We start from the raw sequence: 24812 nt of genomic DNA, 5'->3' as shown, positions 1-24812 counted from the left end.
ATAAATTATTAACGCTTAGATATATCCAAAAACCGCTCTGCTTCTAACGCTGCCATACATCCCCTCCCCGCAGCTGTTACAGCTTGGCGGAATGTTTCATCTGTTACATCCCCTGCAGCAAAAACACCAGCAATACTTGTTGCTGTTGAATCCGGTGCTGTCCATAAATAGCCGCCCCTTTTTTGTTTCAGTTGCCCTTCAAACAGAGAAACAGCAGGATCATGCCCAATGGCAATAAATATTCCCTCTGCTTCCACTTTCATCTCATGACCTGTTTTAACGTTCTTCAAACGTGCTCCTGTTACAACAGCTCCCTTTGCTCCCTGAGCTGGCAGTCCTACAATTTCTTCAACCACATGATCCCAAAGAACACGTACATTATTACAAGCAAATAACCTATCTTGCAAAATTTTCTCTGCCCGAAACTCTTCTCGCCGATGAACCACGCTTACACTTTTTGCTATATGCGATAAATAAAGAGCTTCTTCAACGGCCGTATTTCCTCCCCCTACAACAATAACATCCTTACCCCGATAAAAAAAACCATCACACGTAGCGCAAGCAGAAACACCACCGCCCATAAAAGTCTGTTCGCTTTCTAAACCAAGCCAGCGCGCTTGGGCTCCTGTTGCAATAATCAGTGCATCACAAGAATATTGTGTTCCCAAATCCCCATATAAAACAAAAGGATACGTCAATAAATCTGCCTTTGTAATCGTATCATAGACAATTTTTGTTCCCATATTCTCAGCTTGTTTTGCCATTTGTTCCATCAACCATGGTCCTTGAATGGGGTCAGCAAAACCTGGATAATTTTCCACATCCGTCGTAATTGTCAATTGTCCACCCTGCTGCAAACCTGTCACTAAAACCGGCTGGAGCATTGCTCTTGCCGCATAAACAGCCGCTGTATAACCAGCCGGACCGGAGCCAATAATCAGTAGACGAATATGCGATTGTAGCATTAAATCCCCTTCATTTTTTTAAACTTAATTGTTTTACAACTTAATAATTCTATAAATTATAATGGAATGCAGTCTTTTAAAAAAATATTTTTCAATAGGCTCAATTATGTTATATATATTTCCTTTAAAGTTTTATGAAAAGATCTGATGATCAATTCATCAAGGCATGCCAATGTTAAGAATTAATCTTTATCCTATAAAGAGAAAAACGTAAATTCTTATGAGTACAAAACCATAATAAAAAGAGATACAAAGATAGGGAACGGTCATTTTTCAGTTTATTATCAATGTCTGTGCACGTTTTGCGTTGATCATGGGAGGAGCAATGCTTTTGCCAGTTTTGGTTGATTTGCATGACAAAAACCATAATGGGATAACCTTTCTCTATTCTTGTGCCATAACCACCATGTTAGCAACGCTGATTCTTTTAGCAACGAAGGGAGCTACTTGTCGTTTTTCAGCACGACTCGGATTTATGCTCACTGTTTGCCTTTGGCTTACAGGGAGCATTGTAGGTGCTTTGCCTCTTTATCTTTCTCCTCTTCCTATTTCTCTCGCAGGAGCCATTTTTGAATCTGTCTCAGGAATTACAACAACAGGCTCCACAGTCCTTTCTGGTCTTGATCATTTATCGCGAAGTATTTTGTTATGGCGTTCTATTATATGCTGGATTGGGGGCATTGGTTTTATCGGTTTAGCCCTCTTGCTTTTGCCTTCACTGCGTGTAGGGGGCGTACGGCTTTTTCATATGGAATCATCTGATAAATCTGAAAAAATACTACCCCGCATCAACCAAATTGCGAACGGAATTATTATCGCTTATGTTGGGCTCACATTGGCTTGTATGCTTTCTTATTTTGCTGCAGGTATGAATTTATTTGATGCCATTAACCATGCAATGAGTACGGTCGCAACTGCTGGTTTTTCAACGCATGATGCTTCTTTTGGCTATTTTTCTGATACACCAGCCATCTTAATTATTGCAACAGTCTTCATGTTGCTTTCTGCTTTGCCCTTCGTACTTTATGTTAAATTAGTCCTTCCTGGACAGTCCAAACGCTTCCTTGACCCACAAGTGATTGTTTTTCTCCATATCGTTCTCCTTTTCAGCTTTGCTTTAGCAGCATGGCTACGGTTTCATGATCATCGCGCTTTCCACTTGATTTTCCTTGATGTCATTTTTCACCTTTCATCCATTATTAGCACCACAGGTTATAGTGCTGAAGATTATCAACTTTGGGGGCCTTTTGCACTTGGAATCTTCTTCATTGTTTCTTTTACAGGCGGGTGTGCTGGTTCTACTTCTGGTGGTATGAAAATCAATCGCCTCATTATTCTTTGGCGTATTACACAAACAAATATAGAAAAACTTCTTTCTCCTAATGTCGTTGTAAAAGCGCGTTACGATCACTCAAATATATCAAACGATGTTGCTCAAGCTGTTTTATTTTTTGTCTGTCTTTATATGTTCTGTCTTGTTATCGGCACTGCACTTTTGCTTACAACCGGTCTTGACTTTACCTCTGCCTTTACGGGTGTCTTAACAGCACTTTCAAATGTTGGCCCAGGCTTTGGAGATATTATTGGCCCCGTTGGAAATTTTTCTACAATCAACGATAATGCTTTATGGATTTTAAGTTTTCTAATGTTAGCAGGACGCCTTGAAATCATAACAATATTCGTCCTTTTTATTCCCGCTTTCTGGCGTGAACAATTCTAATGCATAGAGCATTTTATTCTACCATGATAAAAAGGGCATGAACAATATTCGGAATAATATTTAATCTTCAATCAATCATCTGAAGATTTCCTAGAATTTCAAATATCGTATAAATGATTGACGTAAAAATATTTCGGAAAAAAATTAAAGCGTTAACAGTTTCAACATCGTAACATATAACGCTTTACATGACATTCTTGAGCTTCTCTATCAAATAAAATGAATACAGAAAACAATCATTTTTTACGAATAATCTCCATGCAAAAAACATGAATATTGGCTGATAAAAGCATTTTTTTTCCTGATAAGTGATGGCCTTATAAAAAACAAAGTACCATTTATTACAAACTCACAAGCTTATTAAAAAATATCTCACCCCACCTTCACAACAACCCTCATGAAAAGTATAAAATGGGCATTCTTACTTTTACTTAAATAATAAGGTACAAGTTGGTACCACAAAATAAGATATAAAACAGCACCACCATATTATTTTCTTTTTGTTAATGTTGTAATAATCTGTATTTCAGACAATTTATAAAAAATCTCTTTACAGCTTGTCTTCAATAGTTTTTATCCACCCCATGCCATCTTCCAATTGTGATGTATAAAAGAATAGCGCTCATTGATTTAAGCTTAACAGATTTGACAGGAGAAAATTTTACGATACTTAAAGCTCTTATTAAAATTGAAAAGGTAATTTATCTATATAAAACAATATATTGATCTTAGATTTATCTTATTATGAATGTATTGAAATACCTATATAACTCTTTTATCCATGGAAATACCATCACTCTCTTTTTTAAGATCAAAAAACTTTTTTTTGTACTCTATTTAAGTCTTAAAGAACGAAGAATATCAGGACAAACCTGTTAAGATAGTCCATAAATCTATAGATTTGAGCTAAAGCATCGTTTTCTTATTCCAACGTATCTCTAGAATAAAAATAACTTTCCTCTCTCCTCGTATTGCTTTATAATAAGCCACATCTCGCTCTCAAATGTAATATATTTTAATCTTTTATCCGAAATTTTGATATAATGTTAAACTGTTTTTTCCGCAAACAGTTCTTTGTAAACACTTTCAATCTCGCTTGCCTCTTTTTCCAAAGGAAAGCGAGCACATACATGGGTTAAAGCTTTTTTTCCAGCTGCCAATGTTTTTTCTACATCAGCAAAATAAGGTTCAATGGCTGCCGTTAAAGCCAAACCATCTCCTGCTTTTACAACCGTTCCTGTTCCTTCTACAACCAATTCTTTATAAGCTCCTGCATCACTCGTTACAACTGCAACCTGTGATGCCATTGCCTCTAATGGTGTTAAACCGAAACCTTCTGTACGAGAAGGTGCAACATAAAGCGATAAACGACGATACCACAAAGGAATTTCCAGAATCTCACCAAGGAAAATAATGCGATCATTAAGACCAGCCCTAGCAACTTTTTGGCGTAATTCTTTTTCAAAACGATAATGTTGCTCTGTTGTACGACCAGCGATAAGTGCTGTCCAGTCTGGGTAGCGTGGCAATAATGCTATCATAGCATCAACAAATAAATCTGTTCCCTTTGAGCTGCGCAAACGCCCAAAACATCCTACCGCATATTTTCCTGGAAATCCTGTTGAAGAAAAGTAATCATCAAGAGTTTGTGGTGGCGTAAAACGCTTCACATCCACCCCATGCATAATAACCTTATGAGATACTTCTAGATAAGCGCCCGTATGTGTACTGGTAGCAATAACTCTATCCATACGGCGAATTAACCATTTGGTAAAAGGCTTATGATGACGCTGTGAAGCCGATGTAAAGATAAGTTTCAGCTTCATACGCAAGACATCACGCAACAAGATCCCAAAAAGCATCTCAATATTGCGCCTTGCATGCCAAATACGAAACGACTTCCCTTTCGGACTTTTCCAAAGTCCGAAAAGGTCCCGAAAGGCAAGAGCCGGCAATTTTTTTGGTAATCCAAACCCCAGAGTGGCTATACGTGTACCCTGTTCGCGCTGCAGTGGAACAAGCTGAATAATCGTAGATGTCACTCCGGATAAACGCCTTTTAAAGTGAGGCACAATAATCTCAGTTTCTTCCAACGACACACGCATAACTATTTAGATATTCAAATGTACTGAACCTTAATGATTTCGTAATTATGCGCACCACCAGGGGCATTCACTTCAATCACATCACCCTCTTGCTTGCCAATGAGTGCACGTGCAATCGGCGAAGAAATAGAGATTTTACCAATCTTTACATCAGCTTCTTGATCCCCTACAATCTGATACACCTTTTTTTCTTCAGTATCCTCATCTAAGAGTTTAATAGTCGCTCCAAATTTGATTTTGTCGCCTGAAAGACGAGAGACATCTATAACTTCTGCTCTTGCGATATAATCTTCAAGCTCATTGATACGCCCCTCATTATGACTTTGAGCTTCTTTAGCAGCGTGATACTCGGCGTTTTCTGATAAATCACCATGGGCACGCGCCTCAGAAATTGCTTCAATAATTCGTGGACGTTCCTGTTGTTGACGCCAACGCAACTCTTCTTTAAGACTTTCAAAACCAGCTGTAGTCATCGGAACTTTTTCCATAATCCGTCCCTTTCTATTACACGGAAGGTTTAATAAAAACACAAAAAACGGCTTCCAAAATTACTTTTGGAATCCGAAAACTACGATCTTCCTCATTATATAGCACAGTATCCCTGTTTTCCATATAAAAATAAATAAAGGGAACAAAACATGCACTAATAGTGTTTAAAACATCTCATTTTGGTGTTTAAAACGTTAAACTTCATTCTCCTCTTTAAAGTCTTATAAAGAAGAAAAAATTGTAATTTTTTTTGTTTTATCATAGTCTAGCAAAAGAAATCATACGGTATATAAAGAGAGAGGGATAATTTCTAAAGAAGTTCTTTGTAGAAAAATGAAAAAATTCGTCATTTTTTTTATGTTTGGCTCTTTCTTTTTAGCCACAACAATATCTAAAGCAGCAGATGCTTTTGTGACAACAAATCTTAATTTTAGAACAGGACCGAGCACTCAGTATGCAGTTTGTGGCTTAATTTCTGCTGGAGAATTGGTTTTTGTTAAAAACTGTGAAGGAAATTGGTGCCATATTCGACATAACGCTCAAATAGGTTGGGTATCATCGCGTTATCTATCATTTAAAGATGGCAATGACCTTTATCACACATACACAATGTCTTTAGTTCCAAAACAGACCCCATAGGATTATTCTTCATAACAACCATAATAACTCATACCCCCTCTTGAAGATCAGCATGGCAAGAATGCAATAATATCCTACGAGCGGCTACAAATATGCCTCTACTAAAGAAACATTTCGAAGAACTCCTCTCATAGAAAAAACTTGATCAATATACTCATGAAAGCGCCAATAAACCAAAACAAATCATTCAATAATGTTTTGCTGTTCTTGTAATAAAATTGTAAAAATTAGTATTTTCTTTAAAATCACCAGAAGTTTTCTCTCAAAGGATACAACAATGAAAAATGGTGTTACTGCAACCGTAGAAGCTCTTTCTGCTCTCATTGCTTCAGGTAATCCTCTTTTTAAAAATGGTGCATTATGGACCCCTCATCGCCCTATTCGTCCTGAAAAATCTGAAGGCGGTATTCCATTTCAACTCAAAACATCCTTTAAACCGGCGGGAGATCAGCCTCAAGCTATTAAAACTCTGGTTGAGGGAATTGAAAAAAATGAACATACACAAGTGCTTTTGGGGGTTACTGGCTCGGGAAAGACCTATACGATGGCGAAAGTCATTGAAAAAACACAACGTCCAGCTCTCATCTTAGCCCCCAATAAAACGCTTGCCGCACAACTTTACGGAGAATTTAAAAACTTTTTTCCTCACAATGCTGTTGAATATTTTGTTTCTTATTATGACTATTATCAACCCGAAGCCTATGTTGCACGCTCTGACACTTATATTGAAAAAGAGTCCTCTATTAATGAACAAATCGACCGGATGCGCCATGCTGCAACACGCGCCCTCTTAGAGCGTGATGACGTTATTATCGTCGCATCTGTCTCCTGTATCTACGGAATTGGTTCCGTAGAAACCTATACGGCCATGACCTCCCAAATAGAAAAAGGGGACAAACTCAATCAACGAAAATTCCTAGCTGATTTAGTTTCTCAACAGTATTATCGACAAGACATTAATTTCACTCGTGGTTCCTTTCGTGTGCGAGGTGATACCATTGAAATTTTTCCTGCTCACCTTGAAGATCGTGCTTGGCGTATCTCGCTTTTTGGTGATGAAGTAGAAAAAATTACTGAGTTTGATCCTCTAACGGGACAAAAAACAGATGACCTCCAATCTATTAAAATTTATGCCAATTCACACTATGTAATACCACGTCCAACCTTAAATCAAGCAATGAAATTGATCAAACGAGAACTCGTTCAACGCCTTGATGAATTGAATGACGCCGGTCGTCTTTTAGAAGCACAACGCTTAGAACAGCGTACAATTTTTGATTTAGAAATGTTAGAAACAACGGGTTCATGTCTGGGAATTGAAAATTATTCACGTTATTTAACAGGACGAAATCCTGGTGAACCACCACCAACCTTATTCGAATATATTCCACTCAATGCTCTTGTTTTTATCGATGAAAGCCATGTCACGATTCCCCAAATTGGCGGCATGTATCGCGGTGACTTTCGCAGAAAAGCCACTCTAGCAGAATATGGTTTTCGCCTCCCTTCCTGTATGGACAACCGTCCTTTGCGCTTTGAAGAATGGGACGCTATGCGCCCACAAACAATTGCTGTCTCTGCAACGCCTGGACGCTGGGAAATGGAACAATCCCATGGTGTTTTTGCTGAACAAATTATCCGCCCAACTGGGCTTGTTGATCCAGAAACAGAAGTTCGTCCAGCATGTACTCAAGTCGATGATGTTGTCAATGAAATTCGTAAAACAGTTCAAAAAGGCTACCGTACATTGGTCACGGTCCTAACCAAGCGTATGGCCGAAGATTTAACGGAATATCTCCACGAACAGGGTATTCGCGTACGCTATATGCATTCCGATATTGATACGTTAGAGCGCATTGAAATTCTTCGTGATCTGCGACTTGGCACCTTTGATGTCCTCATTGGGATCAACCTCCTTCGAGAAGGTTTGGATATTCCAGAATGTGGTTTTGTTGCTATACTAGATGCCGATAAAGAGGGTTTTTTGCGCTCAGAAACCTCGCTCATCCAAACCATAGGACGCGCCGCACGAAACGTAGATGGTCGCGTTATTCTTTATGCAGATACAATGACGGGCTCTATAGAACGTGCTTTACAAGAAACACAAAGACGTCGAAAAAAACAAATAGCCTATAATAAAGAGCACCATATCACACCAACCAGTATCAAAAAAAATATTGATGATATACTCAATGTGGCCAGTGAAAACTATCAAACTCCTACAAATATTCCTGATTTTATCACGCAAAGTAATATGGATCACAACAATTTAGCCAGCCATATTCAATCTCTTGAAAAATCAATGCGTAAAGCAGCAGCCGATCTTAATTTTGAAGAAGCAGCACGCCTTCGTGATGAAATAAAAAAACTCCAGAAAATAGAACTCGCAATCGCGGATGATCCCTTAAAATAGTATCGCGAACACCTTTCCCATGTTCCCCTTAACTCTTAAGTGACATAAATCTTGATCACGAAAATTCACTCATAGATACCAACGCTTTGAAAACTAAAAAATCTCACAAAATACTTTTCATAAAATGGCAAAAAAAAACAAAAAACTCTCCTCAACAAATAATCTAAAAATCTCAAAGACTTTCAAATAAAACTTGAATTTCTTAAAGCCCACGCGAAATACTCACAAACAAAACATACTGTATACTTCAATAGAAATTGTCTCATATAAAGAAAATAAGGATCCCTTAAAAAACTTTAAATATGAGGATTTTTAGAAAAAGTTTTTTAATTTAAATATGTTATGCTCAAAAGTTATAAGATTAAAAAAAATCTAAACTCTCAATCAATAATAATAAATTAAAGAGAATATTTTTTATAATCCAGAAGATTTATTTATAAATGTAATTTATCGTTTTTTATAGTGCATAAGAACCAAAAGCGCCGTAAAATTTTCTCATTTCAAACCTGTTTATGATAAAACAAAAAACATCCGACTTACACCTGATAAAAAAATGCGCATTAATATAAAAGATTGAACCTATCAAAAAATGAACAATTATCTATGAATTCAAAAATATAACATATCTCTTCGTTATAAAGGTATAAGTTTATGATAAAATTGATGATATTTTTGATTCATATTTTTATTTTTTTAGGTTATATGGAATTAGTTGATGCAGAAATTATCTACTGAATAAAAAATTTTGTTCCTCCTGTAAAAAATGAAATTTTATAAAATAATTTTTGTAAATCGACATTAATAGAGTATTTTTTATGAAAAGCGATCTTTATTCTCTGTTTACTTTATCATTTTTTTTCAACCAAATAGCCTTTTATTCGTTTTGTCAAAATAAAGTCAAAAGTCATTCAGGTTATATTCAGTTTATCACGTGTATGATGTAAAAAATATGTATTGAAGTTAAGGAGTGTCGCTATGAAAAAATCGAGTAAATTAGCGGTATTATCAGTTGTATCGATGGCAACCGTTTTTGTCCCTTTAAGCACAGCGCTTGCAGATATGAAATGGATGCATAGTGAAAGTCATATTGATCAACAAATAAATGATATGAGAAGAAATATGGATAAGCAAATGGAAGATATGAGGAAAGGAATGCATTCCTATTTTCCTTCTTCTCATACGCATCCCCACCATCATGTTGACCATAAAAGACGAGAACATAATCGTCATCATGTCGAACGCAAAACATATCGTTATGTTGAACGCAAAAAGACAACACATCGTCATATCCATGAGCATTATGTAACACGCGATAACTCAGGAGATGCTTTAGCAGCAGGTATTCTTGGTCTTGCAGCCGGAGCAATTCTTGGCAATGTTTTGAAAAAACCAGAACAGCCACAAATTATCTATCAACCCGTTCCACAAAGACAGGTCGTGTATCAAGAGGTTCCGCAAGTGGTGTATCAAAAAGTTCCTGAGACCCAAATCATTTATGAATCTCAATCAACAGCCACATACCAACCACTCCAGCAACCATGGACTCGTGGATGGCTTCAATATTGCAAGAAAAAGTACCGTTCATTCAATCCCCAAACAGGTACTTTTCGAGGCTATGATGGACAAAACCATTTTTGTTATGCTCCATTGAACTAACATCTCTGCTTTGCTAAGAAGATTTTAAGTAACCCCAAACGCTTTAAAGCGTTTGGGGGTTATGTTCTTAGATCTTGAAGAAAAGGATTCCACTGACGTTCATAACCTATATAGCTTCCAGGACCATGCCCACAGATAAAACGAACATCATCCCCTAAAGGTAAAACTTTTTCTCGAAGTGATTTCATCAATTTTTCATGAGAACAAAAAGGAAAATCTGTACGCCCAATAGAACCTCGAAAGAGAACATCCCCCAGTAAAGCAAAACGTTCTTTTTCATTAAAATAAATAACATGACCAGGAGAATGCCCTGGTGTATGAAAAACCCTAAATACATGTCCAGCAAAATGGACACTATCGTTATCTTCTAACCATTGATCAGGAAGACACACAGAGGCATCCATTATACCATAGCTTCTTGCACTCTCAACCACAGAATCCATCACAGGCTTATCATCGCAATGTGAACCGACAATTTTAACGCCAAGTGCTTCTTTTGCTTGCATTGCCGCACCCACATGATCAAAATGACCATGCGTTATCCAAATCGCTTCAACGGTAATATTCATTCTTTTAATGACTTCTTGAATTCGAAGCCACTCTCCACCAGGATCCACTAAAACTCCCACTTTTTTTTCCTTATCAAAAAGCAGAGTACAATTCTGCTGAAAAGGCGTAACCGGAATAATATGTGTACTAAAATGACTCATGAAACCCTTTTCAAGCTTATAAGGAATATTCCCTTCCTTCTATAGGATAGCCTGCTCGACAGCTTTATGCAACTTATGTAAAATTAAATCTTTTGAAAAAATAGTTTAAAGGTTTTGAAGAATGACCAATCACATTCAAGTTTTGTGTGACGATGCCCCTCACCTTCTTGTGATTGATGACGATACACGTATTCGCAATCTTTTATTTCAGTTTCTTATTAAAAATGGATTTCGTGTTTCAGTTTCAGGCAATGCTCATCAAGCAAGGCGATTATTGGCAAGTTTAGATTTTGATCTTCTTATCGTTGATGTCATGATGCCTGGCGAAAACGGTATTAGTCTTACCCACTCACTGCGCCAAACAAAAGATGTTCCTATCCTCATGCTCACAGCTTTATCAGAAATAGATAATCGTATCCATGGATTAGAAGCAGGTGCAGATGATTATCTGGCTAAGCCATTTGATCCTCGTGAACTTCTTCTTCGCATCAACGCCATTTTACGACGCGGTTTTTCCCTTAGCCAACCCAAAATTGAGCAAATCGTTTTTGGGCCTTATATTTTTTCAATTTCACGACGCGAACTCAAAAGGGGAGGAGAAATTATTAAATTAACCGATAAAGAACAAAAAATGATGGTCATTTTCGCCGAAAATGCAGGGAGCATTATTCCGCGCCATCAATTTGCAATGAATGACAAAACTATTGGTGAACGTGCTATTGATGTACAAATCAACCGCCTTCGTCGTAAGATCGAAAGAAATCCAGCACTGCCTATATGGCTTCAAACCGTGCGAGGAATAGGGTATAAGCTCTCAATTGAATAGGCTTAAGAATGATCAAACCTTTAAGATTTTTTTTTCGATGGTTAACGAAAAAGATGCCTAAACGGCTTTATGCTCGCTCTTTGATCATTATTATCGCTCCCATGGTGCTTCTGCAAACGGTCATTGCTTACGTCTTTATGGAACGGCATTGGCAAATGGTAACGGAGCGTCTTTCAATGGCTGTTGTGCATGATATTTCAGCCATTATTGATATTATTGAAACATATCCGCAACAAGATAACTATGAAGAAATCAAACGTATTGCACAACAACGTATGGGATTAAACATTTCTATTCTCTCTCCTAGCCCCTTACCCCCTCCAGGACCTAAGCCATTTTTTGCAATTCTTGATTATTTTCTCAGTGAAGAAATCACCCGCCAAATCAATCGTCCCTTCTGGATTGATACCGTAGGGGATTCTGACCTTGTTGAAATCCGTATCCATCTTGGTCACAACATCTTGCGCGTCTTTGCGCCACGCAGCCAAGCTTATGCTTCCAATACTGCTATTTTTTTAAGCTGGATGGTAGGAACAGCCCTTGTTTTATTACTGATAGCAATTTATTTCTTGCGCAACCAAATTAAACCCATTCAACAACTCGCTGAAGCAGCTGAAAGTTTTGGACGTGGTCGTCCTTTACCAAAAGGATTTCAACCACAAGGAGCCGATGAAGTTCGTCGTGCTGGCATTGCTTTTTTACGAATGCGCGAACGTATTGAGCGGCAAATAGAACAACGCACTATGATGCTTTCAGGTGTGAGCCATGATTTAAGAACCATTCTTACACGCTTTAAACTTCAGTTAGCATTAGCCAATACTGATTTTGATATTAAGCCGCTTGAGCAAGATGTCAGTGATATGCAAAATATGTTAGAAGATTATCTTGCTTTTGCCCGTGGCGAAGGAAGTGAAAGTGTCAAGACTTTTGACCTCAATGCTCTTATGCAAAAATTCTCCGCCGATGCACATCTTCACAAACGTCAATTTTCTTATACTATTAAAGGTCCTACACAGATACACGTACGTCCCCGTGCTTTCACACGCTTGGTCAGCAATCTTGTCTCAAATGCATTTTCTCACAGTACAACCATTAAACTAACAGCCAACTCTCAACAAGAATCTTTTATATTGATCATCGACGATGATGGGCCTGGAATTCATAAAGATATGCGTACAGAAGTTTTTAAGCCATTCTTCAGAATTGATAAAGCACGAAATCAAGATGCAAGTGGAACAGGACTTGGCCTTTCTATTGCTCAAGATATAGCACGCAGCCATGGTGGCAATATACAATTGGATGAGAGCCCACTTGGGGGATTACGCGCTATTCTTGATATCCCCCTATGAGCAATCTTTCAGCAAACCGTTTGTAAATAATAACAGACTTTATATTTTAGGCATTCCCTACAGTTTCAAACAAAGTGTACTGTAGTGCCTTGTAAGCGCTTTCTCCCGATAACGCCACCATCTGAAAGGCAACATAATGGCTTTCACAGGCTTTAAGTGCGTGTATCAACAATGTTTCAACCTGTATATAGGATGGATGCACTCCACCAGCCAAAAGAAGACCTTGCCGATAAATAACCGAATTATTCCTTTGCCAGTAATCAAAATGCCCCAATAACAATTTTTCATTAATCGCGAGTAATAAGCGTTGTATTTCCGCTGTTCGAGTATTATCAATAGAAAGATCAAATGAACAGGCCAAATGCAGAGCTTCCTGCTCTTCGATCCATGAAAAAGCAAGACGATAATTTGCCCGTTTCCCTTCCACACAAACGCTAATTTCATCTTGGGCATCCCGCTCAAATGACCAATCATATTCACAGGCAATCTGTTCGATAAAGTCAACAGGATGCTCTTTTCTTTCTGTGGCGCAAAATGCAAGCCTCATCACAATCCTCAATCATCTTAAAACATTGTCAACAGAATATAAACCGCTTAAATTGTAACAATATTTTGTTACAATCAGAACCGTTACACCTAACAAATACACATTAAAAACACCCACACTACCCGCCCCCCAGAACACAATCGCGCTCTTTAGGGAAACCTGATAATCATAAAACGAATCATCAAGTCTTTTCAGTGTATTGATACAATTTCATAGCGCCAGCCCCCCTGATTCAAAAAAACGTATTTTACCCCCAAAAAAATTAAAAACAAACAAACATGCCGCTCTAACAGACTCAAGATTAAGCATTTTTTAGTTCCACGCATCATATTGAAAAATTGGGGATATTTTTTTGAAGATTCTTTTTTTAGAGAAACTATTTTATTTTTTTCGTGTCTGCTTTTTTTCTAAATCATCAAGACGCTTTTTCAAATCAGCATTATCAGCATGGACTTTCAGCACCATCTCCTTAAAGGTCTCAAATTCTTCACGTGAAACAAGATCAAGTTTATTGGCTATCTTTTCAGCTTGCACACGAAAAGCTGTTCCAGCTTCACGTCGTATACCTTGTGCAACATCAGCAGCATCTGTTGCTAATTTTGCTAATTCATCAAGAATACGGTTTGATCCATTACGCATAACATTTTTCCTTAAATTTTAATCGACGCACGCATTATAGCGTATCCTCATAACATTTAGATACTGTAATTTGTTCCTTTTACTCTATTTTTACTCTACTATGCATATTTTTCATGATGATTTTGTTTAAAAATTTTTATATTCCTTTTTATCGCCGTAATTTTTTACCATAATAAACAAGTGGAAATTTATTGCGCTTCTAAGCTTATCATCTTCTTGACTTGACCATTGTACATTCATCTGTCATTCCTTGCCATCAGAGTCACTTCATATCCATCTTATATAATGTAAAGTGCTTAATTCATGAACAATCTTGTCTGTCCAGCCATTGCTTTTCCATCTTTTCTTGATCCTGTCATTATCCAGCTAGGCCCCATAACACTTCATTGGTATGGGCTTGGTTACGTCGTGGGTATTCTTTTCGCTTGGTGGTATGCGCAAAAATTATTAAAAAAACCATCTCTATGGCGTAAAAACCACCCTCCTATGGATAAAGAAAAGATTGGAGATTTTGTTGTCTGGTCTGCCATAAGTGTTGTTGTTGGAGGGCGTTTAGGACAAGTCCTTGTATGGGATCCTCTTTATTACTTTAGCCATCCAAGTGCTATCATTGCTGTATGGGATGGGGGAATGTCTTTTCACGGTGGTCTTATTGGCATTATCATTGCAATGATTTTATTCGCCCGTAAAAATAACATCAATATACGAGCGATGTTTGATATCATTGCTGCCGGTGCCCCTATCGGTATTGGCATTGTACGAATCTGCAATTTCATCAATCAAGAATTATGGGGTAACGTTACCACGCAACCTTGGGCAGTTTGTTTTCCCCTAGATCCTTACTATTTACCGCGCCATCCAAGCCAACTTTACGAAGCTTTTATGGAAGGATTTCTTCTCTTCATTCTTCTCTTCATTGTTATTTTTGCCTTCAAAGCATTCAAACGCCGTGGAACTGTGTCAGGAATATTTATTATAGGCTATGCAATAGCACGCAGTATCTCAGAAGTTTACCGTGCTCCTCAAGAAGATCCAGAATGGTTCTCGACCCTTTTCCATTCTACAGGCTTTACCTATGGCATGGCTTTATCTCTTCCCATGCTTCTTTTAGGATTTTATCTCCTCCTTCAAGCATTTAAAGACAAATCCACAGAAAATGGCACCCCTCAAAGAAAAAATTAAAGAAATCATCGCATCTCATGGGCCCATTACTGTCAGTGAATATATGACATTGGCGCTCACAGATCCTCAATTTGGTTATTATCAAACACAAACACCTTTTGGACGCACTGGTGATTTCATAACTGCACCCGAGGTAAGCCAATTATTTGGAGAGATGATTGGCATTTGGATTCTTGCAAGCTGGAAAGCTCAAGGATGTCCTCAGCCTTTTATTCTTGCCGAGATAGGTCCAGGACGTGGAACTTTGATGGATGACATTTTGCGAACCATCCAAAGACTTTCGACAAAAGCATTTAATGCTGCTGAAATTTTTCTGATCGAAATAAGTAAAAAGCTTGCAAAAGAACAAAAAAAGCGCCTTTCCTCTTATCAAAAACAAATTCATAGCATTGAAAATTTTAATCTAGTTCCTTTAAAACCTCTCTTCCTCATTGGCAATGAATTCCTCGATACACTCCCCATCAACCAATATATTAAAGTCAATGGAGAATGGAAAGAACGCTGTATTACCGTCAATCAAAATGGAGATTTCATCTTTATTGCTGCCCCACATAAACTTCCTTCTTCTTGTCTACAAACCTATTGTTCTGAAGTCCCTGACGGGACAATTTTTGAACATGCTCCCTTACGCCATCAATTCATGCAACAAATTAGTCACCATTTAGTACAAGTCACAGGTTCTGCTTTGCTTATCGACTATGGTGCGTGTGATCTTGCCTTTGGCGATACCTTGCAAGCACTCTCAAAACATAAATTTCGGGATGTTTTTGATGCCCCTGGTGAACATGACTTAACATCCCATGTTAATTTTTCTTTTTTAAAAAATATAGCTCTTGAACAGGGCTGTTTTGCTGAAATCTTCGAGCAAGGAGAATTTCTTTTTAAAATGGGGCTCATGGAGCGTGCAAAACAACTTGGAGTGGGCAAAAGCGCTTCCTTGCAAGATAAAATCTGCCAAGATATCGAACGGCTCGCTGGTCCAGATCAAATGGGCAAACTATTTAAAGTTTTATATTTCAGTGATAAAAATATATCTATACCTCCCCAATTTTAATGATCGGCAATTTTATCAATAAGAACATCATTCTCTGAAATGTTCGTCGACAAATAGGAACATCACCCCACCATTCAAATAACCCCATAAGGAACTTTTATGAAGCCTATCCCTCATCCCATCCTTGCAAAAAATCTCTCTACTTTATACTCCCATGGGATAAAACATGGATTTTTTACACGTCAAGCTGGTGTTTCAAAAAACTTTCATAGCTTTAATGTAGGAAAAAGACCAAACGACCAACCTGAACATATTGTACAAAGTCGTCTTTTTATTGCTGATTATTTTGGCGTTGAATCGCAAAGTTTAGTCACGGTTAATCAAATACATTCTTCTGATGTCATCGTCGCTCATCAAGCAATTATCGGTGAACAACCTCCTAAAGCTGATGCTCTTGTCACGACTACATCAGGTCTCGTTATTGGAGTTCTTACAGCAGATTGTGGCCCAATACTGTTTGCTGATCCAAAAGCTGGGGTTATTGCCGCAACGCATGCTGGCTGGCGCGGAAGCTTAAATGGAATTATTGAGAAAACAATTGCTGTTATGGAAAAACAGGGAGCCCAAAGACAATCAATAACAGCAGCTCTTGGACCTTGTATTGGTCCACACCACTACGAAGTAACAAGTGAATTTTGTAACCAATTTATTGAGTGTCACAGTAAATTTCAAAAATATTTTTTAAAAACAGAAAAAGTCAATCACTTTCATTTTAATCTATGGGCATTTATTATCAATCAACTCAAAGAAGCAGGCGTTAATGCTTCTTGTGTAGAGCTTTGTACCTATCAAGATGAACAGCATTTTTTTTCTTATCGACGTGCAAGACACCGCAATGAACCTGATGATGGGCGGCAAATTTCTGCTATTATGTTGAAATAAATTCTTTTCTCACAAAAAACTCAAAACCGCAAACAAAATAATTTCGGTAAAATAAGTACGCTTTTTTCTAAAGTGCTTTTTTCATAAAAATCCTTATTGGCGTCATAAACACGAAAACTGTCGCGATGAGAAATAAAACGAACTCTTCTTTTCAATGTTCGATTATAATGACCTTTAATACGTCATTATTTAAACATAAAATACCATTGAAGCTATTTTTTAAATCAAGTAATATATAAATCTTATAGAGATAAAAATTTTTTTCTATCGTAGATCCTCCCATACAAATAAACGGCAGCCTTTGTTTTTTCTTAGCAATTCCAAGAATCAACTCTACAGGGAACAAAAATTTGGGAAAAAGAGAAAACGTACCGCATAGCTCTTTAACAATAATCAATAAAATTGTAAGGCTTTTGTAATTGTTTTCTTGCAATTTAATAAAAAGAAACTAAAAAACCTGTTGCATTCCTACCATGATTATTCAGAGGTTCTATTATGAAACTTTTCTGCGGAAATTCTAATCCACGTCTCGCTGAAGATGTTACAAATTATTTGAACATCCCCTTAGGTAAAGCAACTGTAAAGCGCTTTGCTGATCAAGAAATTTTCGTAGAATTGCATGAAAATGTACGAGGCCAAGATGTGTTTGTTTTGCAATCTACATCTTATCCTGCAAATGATCATTTAATGGAATTGCTCATCATGATTGATGCCCTTCGTCGTTCTTCTGCGCGTCGTATTACAGCGGTGATACCCTATTTTGGCTACGCCCGCCAAGATAGAAAGCCTGGACCACGGACTCCTATTTCTGCAAAACTTGTTGCCAACCTGATTACTGAAGCCGGCGCCCATCGCGTTTTAACATTGGATCTTCATGCGGGACAAATTCAAGGTTTTTTTGATATCCCTACGGATAATCTCTATGCTGTTCCTGTCATTGCTCGCGATGTCAAAATGCATTATTCTCTTGAAAATGTTATTGTTGTTTCACCTGATGTGGGTGGTGTAGTGCGCGCTCGCTCACTCGCTAAACGCTTGAACAGTTTGCTTGCTATTGTCGATAAACGTCGTGAACGTCCTGGTGAATCAGAAGTTATGAATATTATTGGAGATGTATCGGGGAAAGATTGTCTTCTGCTGGATGATATTGTTGATTCAGGTGGAACTTTATGCAATGCAGCAAGTGCTCTGCTTCAACACGGTGCCAATAGTGTCACGGCTTATATCACGCATGGTGTTCTTTCTGGGAGTGCTATTGAGCGCATTACCCATTCAGAAATGAAAGAATTGGTTATTACAGATTCAATTATGCCAACAGGAGCCATTGAGAAAGCTCATAATATTCGCGTTTTGCCCATTGCCGACCTCATTGGAGAAGCAATTGCCAGAACAGCAGCAGAGCAATCCGTTTCCAGCTTATTTGGTTAAAGCGGTTCTTTTGGATCCCCTGGTGCTGTCTCTACACCAAGATCAGGAAATGCAACGATGCGTTGACCACTAAAATGCGTATGAATAACAATAAGGCCGCGTTCTTCAAAGTAGGTTAAAAGCCGACGTGCACGACTTAGAGAGTGTGTCCCATAAAGACGGGCTAAAAATGCATCAGATGGGCATGGCTTTCCCCCCAATGCAGCCTGTGCCACATTCAAGAAGACTCCTTGGACATCATCTTCCAAACTTTCTGATATCTGCAAAATATATTTCCAATGTTCACTGACAGCTGTTTGTTCATCGACAAAAGCTTGCGCAATCGCCAATTTACGCCGAAATTGTGAAAGATTAAAAGGAACCTTAGACATACCATGGATACGGCAACGAACCGAAAAATCTTGATAAAGCACCGCTGTTGAACGATAAAAAGCCTCAGGATCCTCAAGAATTTCCCGAATAACTTGTTCTGCTTGACTCTCTCGCTCAACATCAGAAAGTTCAGGAAATAAACTCGGGGGGTCTTCTAAGTCCTCTTGTTTTTTATGCACCACCTCCTCTAACATCTCATGCATTGATTTTTCTCTCATAGGCTCTCGTATTTGTTTAAATGGCGTTAAAATTTCCTCTGGTGAAGCCGTAAAAACGAGTTCTTTTGCATCTATGTTCTCTGTTGGAAGTGGCATTAATTTAGGGCTAGAAGAGCGTGCTAAAGTTTCAACCGAACCAATGATAATCGGTAAGGGACGTCGTGATAAAGCTGGACCTAAAGCGATAAAATGTCCCCGCTCAAGATCTCTAAACATTTCCGCTTGACGGCGCTCCATCCCCAAAAGATCAGCTGCACGCATCATATCAATATCTAAAAAAGTCCGCCCTATTAAAAAATTTGAAGCTTCAGCAGCAACATTTTTGGCAAGCTTAGCTAAACGTTGTGTTGCAATAACACCAGCAAGACCACGTTTACGTCCTCGACACATAAGATTGGTCATAGCGCTTAGAGAAATTTTACGCGCTTCATCGGAAACTTCTCCTGCCGCAGTCGGCGCAAACAATTGTGCTTCATCGACAACGATAAGCATTGGATACCAATAATCACGCTCCACATCAAACAATGCTCCAAGGAAAGCCCCCACAGCACGCATCTGTTGTTCGGTATCCAACCCTTCAAGATTAAAAACTACCGAAACCCGATGTTGCCGAATGCGATGGGCAATACGCGTCAACTCTAATTCACTTCGTTGAGCCTCTACAATAACATGCCCAAATTTATCGGCCAAAGTTATAAAATCGCCCTCTGGGTCAATCACACAGTGTTGTACCCACTTAGCACTTTGTTCTAAAAGACGGCGTAAAAGATGTGATTTTCCTGAACCGGAATTCCCTTGTACAAGAAGACGTGTCGCCAATAATTCTTCCAAATCAAGAAGTGCTGGCATCGATTTATGCAAAGCACGACTTTCTGACATCTCACCCAAGGCAATCTCAACCTTCATAACATCTCCAGTGTTTGATTTTAAACATATCAGCGCCTATTGGTTGATTCTCCATCCACACGGAAGTTTGTAACATTTCCTCCTTTTTTACGGTAGAAATCATCGATTTTTCCCACAACTCTTGCATCTATGAAGAGTTTGAATTATAGAACAAACTTCTACGTAGACACCCTTGGAGGCAACGTAGAATGGAGCAATCGCTGTTTTCTAGCGCATATCTTCATATCCATGCAAAAACTATTATTGTTTTTGAAGGATCTCCAATCATGTAAAAAGGACTTAAATTATGAGTAAAAGCTACACTCTTAAGGCCGAAAAACGCGAGCGGGTTGGTAAGGGGTCCTCCCGTGAACTTCGTCGCAACGGTCTTATCCCTGCTGTCATTTATGGTGAAAAACAACCTCCTTTGGCAATAACAGTTCCCTATAAGGAAATTTTCTACAAAATCCACGCCGGTGGCTTTCGGACCACCATTGCAACAATTGTTCTTGACAAGCAAAAAATTATGGTCTTGCCAAAAGATTACCAATTGGATCCTGTGCGTGACTTTCCACTCCATGTCGATTTCTTACGCATTTCAGCAAAATCCGTTGTAGAAGTGAATATTCCTGTCCACTTCCTCAATGAAGATACCGCACCTGGAATTAAAAAGGGTGGTGTCCTCAATATTGTTCGTCACGAAATTGAATGTACAGCTCCAGCGAATGCTATTCCTGAAGCTATCGAAATTGACCTCTCCAGCTACTCTATTGGTGATTCTATTCACATTTCAGCCGTTCAACTGCCAAAAGATGTGACACCCATCATCCAAGATCGGGACTTTACCATTGCAACCATTGCAGCTCCCGCTAGCCTAGATATCACTGATGAAACTTCCGAACAAGAAAAGGATGAAGATGAAGCGCCAACTTCATAAAACGCAACAGGCGGGAATCTTTCCCGCCTTCATTTATGAAACGTATACTCCCCTCACACTTTGACTGAAGGTACATATGTGGCTTATTGCTGGTCTTGGCAATCCTGGTTCCCAATATCAAAATAACCGCCATAATATTGGTTTTATGGCTGTCGATGCTATTTATCAGTCCTTTTCTTTTTCTCCATGGTCGAAGAAGTTTCAAGCAGAAATCTCCAATGGTTTCATAAATAATGAGAAAATTTTTCTTATAAAACCGCAAACTTTCATGAATCTCTCGGGACAAGCTATTGGCGAAGCTTTGCGATTTTACAAATTAGATTTAAAGAATTTGATCATCATTTGTGATGAGTTAGACCTATCACCGGGGAAAGTTCGTATAAAAATTGGGGGAGGAAATAATGGACATAATGGTATTAAGTCTATTGATGCCCATTGTGGTACTGACTATTGTCGTCTGCGTATAGGAATTGGTCATCCTGGAAGCAAAGAACTTGTTCATCAACATGTTCTAGGAAATTTTACCAAATCTGATCAAGAATGGTTGCTCCCTCTCTTAAATACCCTTGCAAAAAATATTACTCTCCTCATAAAAGGTGACAAATCTCTCTTTATGAATGAAGTTTCACAAACGATAAAAAACAAAAACTTATCCTAATCGCTTATTTCTCTTATTGGCAAAAAATCAACACTTCTCTATAGAAATTTTATATAATACATTGATTTATAAAATTAATTTTTTGTAAGCTGAATAAAAGCGTCAAATATCCTAAGATTCATTTCAAATCTATTGATAATGAAAGCAATCAAAACCATTGGCGTACACCTCACAAATTCGAGATGTATACGGATAAAATCTCTTGAAAAAAGAAGGAGAATGCCTCTTATAAGTCTTATCAAAGGTAAAGCCTGTTGGTGAAACATGAAAAGCTAACAAAGGAAATTATGATATTTGTACAGACCTTTTGAAAAAGAGAAGATTGAATAGAAAACCAAAATACTCAAATGGCTCTCTCCAATCTTCTCCCTCAAATTAAAAATCATTTGCCTGAATGGTTGACTCTAGCGGATCGTAGCCATTTGATTGTTGACTGTAAACTGTAGGCACACTCCTATTGTTTTGTAACACCACGACACGTGAACCAACGGGAACACGATCATAAAGATCAATAATATCTTGATTAAGCAAACGGATACACCCACTTGAAATCGCACGCCCAATCGACCAAGATTCATGTGAGCCATGAATACGGAAAAGTGTATCTTTCCCATTTTTGAAAAGATAAAGTGCTCGTGCGCCCAATGGATTATCGGGCCCTGGTGGCATTCCTTTCCCCAAATGACCATAACGTTCTGGTTCTCGAGCCATCATTGCTGCAGTAGGTGCCCAATTTGGCCAGCGACGCTTGCGCTGCACAACCCCCTCACCTTCAAATGCTAGGCCTTCCTTACCGACCCCAATTCCATAGCGTAAAGCTTTCCCATTTTCACCAATAAGGTAAAGAAAACATTCTTGCGTATCGATAACCAACGTTCCAGGTGGATAAGATGTATAATAAATCACTTCTTGTCGCCAAAACTTTGGATCAATTTTTGCAAGATCAACAGCAGGTAACGGATAAGTTTCATTCGTTACAGGACCGTACAAAGCCTGTATTTCTGGTGGAATGTATCGAGCTTGTTGAAAAGAAGCTGATGACATATCTGATTGACGTGTTGTAGCACATCCAGCCAAAGCTAAAAGTGCTGCAATTAAAAAGGCACAACGAGATAACACTCTTCTATTTTCTCCGATTAAACTATTTATGCAGATTTGCGTACCATGAAAAACTTAGCACACTATTAACATTAACTGGAAGTTTTCTTAAATTAAGAACTTTAGAAGGTAAAAAAGCAGATTATTTATTACTGTAAACTTTTTTCTCACTTATCACAATACAAAGACTATAACTCTTCTGAAAATATGCTATACAAATTTTATCTTGAGCATAAAATCAACAGAAAAGAAAGATTCTCATGGGATTTAAATGCGGTATTGTTGGATTACCTAATGTTGGTAAATCAACTCTTTTTAATGCATTAACAAAAACAGCCACTGCACAGGCTGCCAATTATCCTTTTTGTACCATTGAACCCAATACCGGTGAAGTTGCTGTTCCTGATTTACGAATGGAAAAAATTGCATCAATCGCTGGTTCAAAAGAAATTATTCCTACACGCATTAATTTCGTTGATATTGCGGGGCTTGTACGAGGCGCTTCAAAAGGCGAAGGTTTAGGGAACAAATTTTTAGCCAATATTCGCGAAGTCGATGCCATTATCCATGTTTTACGCTGTTTTCAAAATGAAGATATCACTCACGTAGAAGGACGTATTGATCCTATTTCTGATGCGACAACCGTTGAAACTGAACTCATGCTGGCGGATCTCGAAAGTCTGGAGAGACGAATCGTACAAATCCGTAAACGAGCAATTGGAAAAGATAAAGAAGCTCTTACAATTCTCCCCGTTATGGAAAAAGCATTAAATATTCTGCAACAGGGAAATCCTGTCCGGTTATTACTCAAAGATATCGCTTTAGATGAACACCATATTCTAAAGAGCTTAAATCTTCTCACTTCCAAGCCTGTACTTTATGTTTGCAACGTAAGCGAAAATGATGCCGCTCATGGAAATAACTTTACCCAAGCAGTTGAAAAAATGGCAACGGAACAAAATGCACAAAGCATTATCATTTCTGCTTCTATTGAAGCGGAAATCACACAATTGAGTGATGCTGAAGCATCAGAATATCTCGATGCTCTAGGGCTCTTTGAACCAAGTTTAAATCGCCTTATTCGCGCTGGTTATCATTTACTTGATCTCATTACTTACTTCACCTGCGGACCTAAGGAAACACGAGCATGGACAATTACGCGTGGTACAAAAGCTCCCCAAGCTGCCGGCGTTATTCACTCCGATTTTGAGCGCGGCTTCATTCGTGCCCAAACGATCAGCTACAATGACTATATTGCTCTGGGGGGAGAAAGCGGTGCAAAAGAAGCAGGAAAGGCTCGCGATGAAGGAAAAGAATACATTGTGCAAGATGGTGATATCATGTTATTTAAACATAATACTTAATTCTTCACTCTCCCTTAATATTTTAGCATTTTATCTTGAAGATTTTGTAATAAGTCTATAGAAGAGTATTGCAAAAACTCCCAAGTTCTTCTGAACTAAAAACCGTTGCTACCATGTTATTATGGTAGCAACCTCTTTGTCTATTAAAAAATGGAAATATGAAATTAGCGTGCCCAATGCCCTTCATATTTAAATGTTGGAGCATCTTTTAAAGAATCCTTTGTGGCATTTGTAATAAGTTTCCACTTACCATAATCATTTGTCATCTGGATTGTTTCTGGAGAAACGACCACATAACTCTCCCCTATACCAAGAAAACCGCCAACAGCAATTACAAATCCCGCAATATTATTTTCACGTAGAATAATATCTTTTACTTCACCAATATTTTCATCTTCTATATTATAAACATCGGCGCCTATAAGGCTGGAAGCAACAAAGTCCGTTGCTAAAGGCGTTACATAACGCACAGACTTATCGATCCCCACCTGTACAATACCCGTCGAAGAAATTATTTCATGTTTAGAAGGCATTTCAAAAGACTGAGCATAAGTACTAGAAAGCATCAAAATTGACATAAGAGTAGTACATACAATTTTTTTCATTTTAACATCTCCGTTTTACTTTGCTTTTACTTTATAAAACCTCAATGCATCATAAACAGATTTGTTCCTTA

At 38.1% G+C, this 24812-nt stretch carries 22 protein-coding genes; 13 read left to right on the top strand and 9 right to left on the bottom strand.

The features are described from left to right. Nucleotides 1-8: 8 nt before the first annotated feature. Complete coding sequence (gene trxB, locus T429_RS0101990) at nt 9-965, bottom strand: thioredoxin-disulfide reductase (RefSeq protein ID WP_005773805.1); 957 nt, start codon at nt 963-965, stop codon at nt 9-11. Nucleotides 966-1290: 325 nt separating this feature from the next. On the opposite strand from trxB, the gene T429_RS0101985 reads away from it, so the two are divergent. After that, nucleotides 1291-2685, top strand: coding sequence for a TrkH family potassium uptake protein (locus T429_RS0101985; protein ID WP_005773806.1), 1395 nt, complete (start codon nt 1291-1293; stop codon nt 2683-2685). Nucleotides 2686-3731: 1046 nt separating this feature from the next. On the opposite strand, the gene T429_RS0101980 is transcribed toward T429_RS0101985, so the two are convergent. Next, complete coding sequence (locus T429_RS0101980) at nt 3732-4790, bottom strand: glycosyltransferase family 4 protein (protein WP_005773807.1); 1059 nt, start codon at nt 4788-4790, stop codon at nt 3732-3734. A gap of 14 nt (nt 4791-4804) precedes the next feature. Then, nucleotides 4805-5278 carry a transcription elongation factor GreA gene (greA, locus tag T429_RS0101975; RefSeq protein ID WP_005773808.1) on the bottom strand — a complete coding sequence of 158 codons (474 nt, stop codon included), beginning with the start codon at nt 5276-5278 and terminating at the stop codon, nt 4805-4807. Between the two features lie 334 nt (nt 5279-5612). Between greA and T429_RS0101970 the strand changes: the two genes are divergently transcribed. The 3 genes from T429_RS0101970 to T429_RS0101955 all read left to right on the top strand — a co-directional run bounded on the left by T429_RS0101970 (nt 5613) and on the right by T429_RS0101955 (nt 9987). Then, on the top strand, nt 5613-5918 hold the full coding sequence (locus tag T429_RS0101970) for an SH3 domain-containing protein (protein WP_026500838.1): 306 nt from the start codon (nt 5613-5615) through the stop codon (nt 5916-5918). Between the two features lie 277 nt (nt 5919-6195). After that, on the top strand, nt 6196-8331 hold the full coding sequence (uvrB, locus tag T429_RS0101965; RefSeq protein ID WP_005773810.1) for an excinuclease ABC subunit UvrB: 2136 nt from the start codon (nt 6196-6198) through the stop codon (nt 8329-8331). Nucleotides 8332-9306: 975 nt separating this feature from the next. Beyond that, nucleotides 9307-9987, top strand: coding sequence for a BA14K family protein (locus T429_RS0101955; RefSeq protein WP_005773811.1), 681 nt, complete (start codon nt 9307-9309; stop codon nt 9985-9987). A gap of 59 nt (nt 9988-10046) precedes the next feature. On the opposite strand, the gene T429_RS0101950 is transcribed toward T429_RS0101955, so the two are convergent. Further along, on the bottom strand, nt 10047-10697 hold the full coding sequence (locus tag T429_RS0101950; protein ID WP_005773813.1) for an MBL fold metallo-hydrolase: 651 nt from the start codon (nt 10695-10697) through the stop codon (nt 10047-10049). A gap of 121 nt (nt 10698-10818) precedes the next feature. Between T429_RS0101950 and T429_RS0101945 the strand changes: the two genes are divergently transcribed. Together T429_RS0101945 and T429_RS0101940 are read left to right on the top strand one after the other, a co-directional pair. Beyond that, on the top strand, nt 10819-11523 hold the full coding sequence (locus T429_RS0101945; RefSeq protein WP_005773814.1) for a response regulator: 705 nt from the start codon (nt 10819-10821) through the stop codon (nt 11521-11523). An 8-nt stretch (nt 11524-11531) separates the two neighbouring features. Continuing rightward, nucleotides 11532-12872, top strand: a complete 1341-nt coding sequence (locus tag T429_RS0101940; protein ID WP_005773815.1) for an ATP-binding protein — start codon at nt 11532-11534, stop codon at nt 12870-12872. A 46-nt stretch (nt 12873-12918) separates the two neighbouring features. Here T429_RS0101940 and T429_RS0101935 read toward each other — a convergent pair whose 3' ends face one another. Further along, the gene (locus T429_RS0101935; RefSeq protein WP_005773816.1) at nt 12919-13419 is read right to left on the bottom strand and encodes a type III secretion system chaperone family protein; all 501 of its coding nucleotides are present in this window, start codon (nt 13417-13419) and stop codon (nt 12919-12921) included. Nucleotides 13420-13800: 381 nt separating this feature from the next. Beyond that, complete coding sequence (locus tag T429_RS0101925) at nt 13801-14058, bottom strand: accessory factor UbiK family protein (RefSeq protein ID WP_005773817.1); 258 nt, start codon at nt 14056-14058, stop codon at nt 13801-13803. 303 nt (nt 14059-14361) lie between these two features. Between T429_RS0101925 and lgt the strand changes: the two genes are divergently transcribed. From lgt to T429_RS0101895, 4 genes are all read left to right on the top strand, one after another. Beyond that, nucleotides 14362-15240, top strand: coding sequence for a prolipoprotein diacylglyceryl transferase (gene lgt, locus T429_RS0101915; protein WP_005773818.1), 879 nt, complete (start codon nt 14362-14364; stop codon nt 15238-15240). Continuing rightward, the gene (locus T429_RS0101910; RefSeq protein WP_005773820.1) at nt 15215-16294 is read left to right on the top strand and encodes a class I SAM-dependent methyltransferase; all 1080 of its coding nucleotides are present in this window, start codon (nt 15215-15217) and stop codon (nt 16292-16294) included. Before lgt ends, T429_RS0101910 begins: the two co-directional genes overlap by 26 nt. 99 nt (nt 16295-16393) lie before the next feature. Next, the gene (gene pgeF / locus T429_RS0101905) at nt 16394-17176 is read left to right on the top strand and encodes a peptidoglycan editing factor PgeF (protein WP_005773821.1); all 783 of its coding nucleotides are present in this window, start codon (nt 16394-16396) and stop codon (nt 17174-17176) included. A gap of 495 nt (nt 17177-17671) precedes the next feature. Beyond that, nucleotides 17672-18604, top strand: coding sequence for a ribose-phosphate pyrophosphokinase (locus T429_RS0101895; RefSeq protein WP_005773822.1), 933 nt, complete (start codon nt 17672-17674; stop codon nt 18602-18604). On the opposite strand, the gene T429_RS0101890 is transcribed toward T429_RS0101895, so the two are convergent. Next, entirely contained in the window at nt 18601-20100 is a 1500-nt protein-coding gene (locus tag T429_RS0101890; RefSeq protein ID WP_005773823.1) for a helicase HerA domain-containing protein, read from the bottom strand. The genes T429_RS0101895 and T429_RS0101890 overlap by 4 nt on opposite strands. Before the next feature lie 286 nt (nt 20101-20386). Here T429_RS0101890 and T429_RS0101880 point away from each other — a divergent pair, with 286 nt between their 5' ends. Together T429_RS0101880 and pth are read left to right on the top strand one after the other, a co-directional pair. Further along, a complete protein-coding gene (locus T429_RS0101880; RefSeq protein WP_005773824.1) occupies nt 20387-21016 on the top strand; it encodes a 50S ribosomal protein L25/general stress protein Ctc in 630 nt (209 codons plus the stop codon). A gap of 76 nt (nt 21017-21092) precedes the next feature. Continuing rightward, complete coding sequence (gene pth / locus T429_RS0101875) at nt 21093-21674, top strand: aminoacyl-tRNA hydrolase (protein WP_005773825.1); 582 nt, start codon at nt 21093-21095, stop codon at nt 21672-21674. Between the two features lie 375 nt (nt 21675-22049). Here pth and T429_RS0101870 read toward each other — a convergent pair whose 3' ends face one another. After that, on the bottom strand, nt 22050-22793 hold the full coding sequence (locus T429_RS0101870; protein WP_005773826.1) for a L,D-transpeptidase: 744 nt from the start codon (nt 22791-22793) through the stop codon (nt 22050-22052). 239 nt (nt 22794-23032) lie between these two features. Between T429_RS0101870 and ychF the strand changes: the two genes are divergently transcribed. Further along, nucleotides 23033-24136, top strand: coding sequence for a redox-regulated ATPase YchF (ychF, locus tag T429_RS0101865; RefSeq protein WP_005773827.1), 1104 nt, complete (start codon nt 23033-23035; stop codon nt 24134-24136). Nucleotides 24137-24300: 164 nt separating this feature from the next. Here the strand turns inward: ychF and T429_RS0101860 are convergent, their stop codons facing one another. Continuing rightward, the gene (locus T429_RS0101860) at nt 24301-24741 is read right to left on the bottom strand and encodes a PRC-barrel domain-containing protein (protein ID WP_005773828.1); all 441 of its coding nucleotides are present in this window, start codon (nt 24739-24741) and stop codon (nt 24301-24303) included. Nucleotides 24742-24812: the final 71 nt, after the last annotated feature.

Source organism: Bartonella elizabethae F9251 = ATCC 49927 (assembly GCF_000518165.1).
Lineage (GTDB): Bacteria > Pseudomonadota > Alphaproteobacteria > Rhizobiales > Rhizobiaceae > Bartonella > Bartonella elizabethae.
Note: the sequence above shows the minus strand (reverse complement) of the source record. Positions and strands in the feature narration are given on the sequence as shown.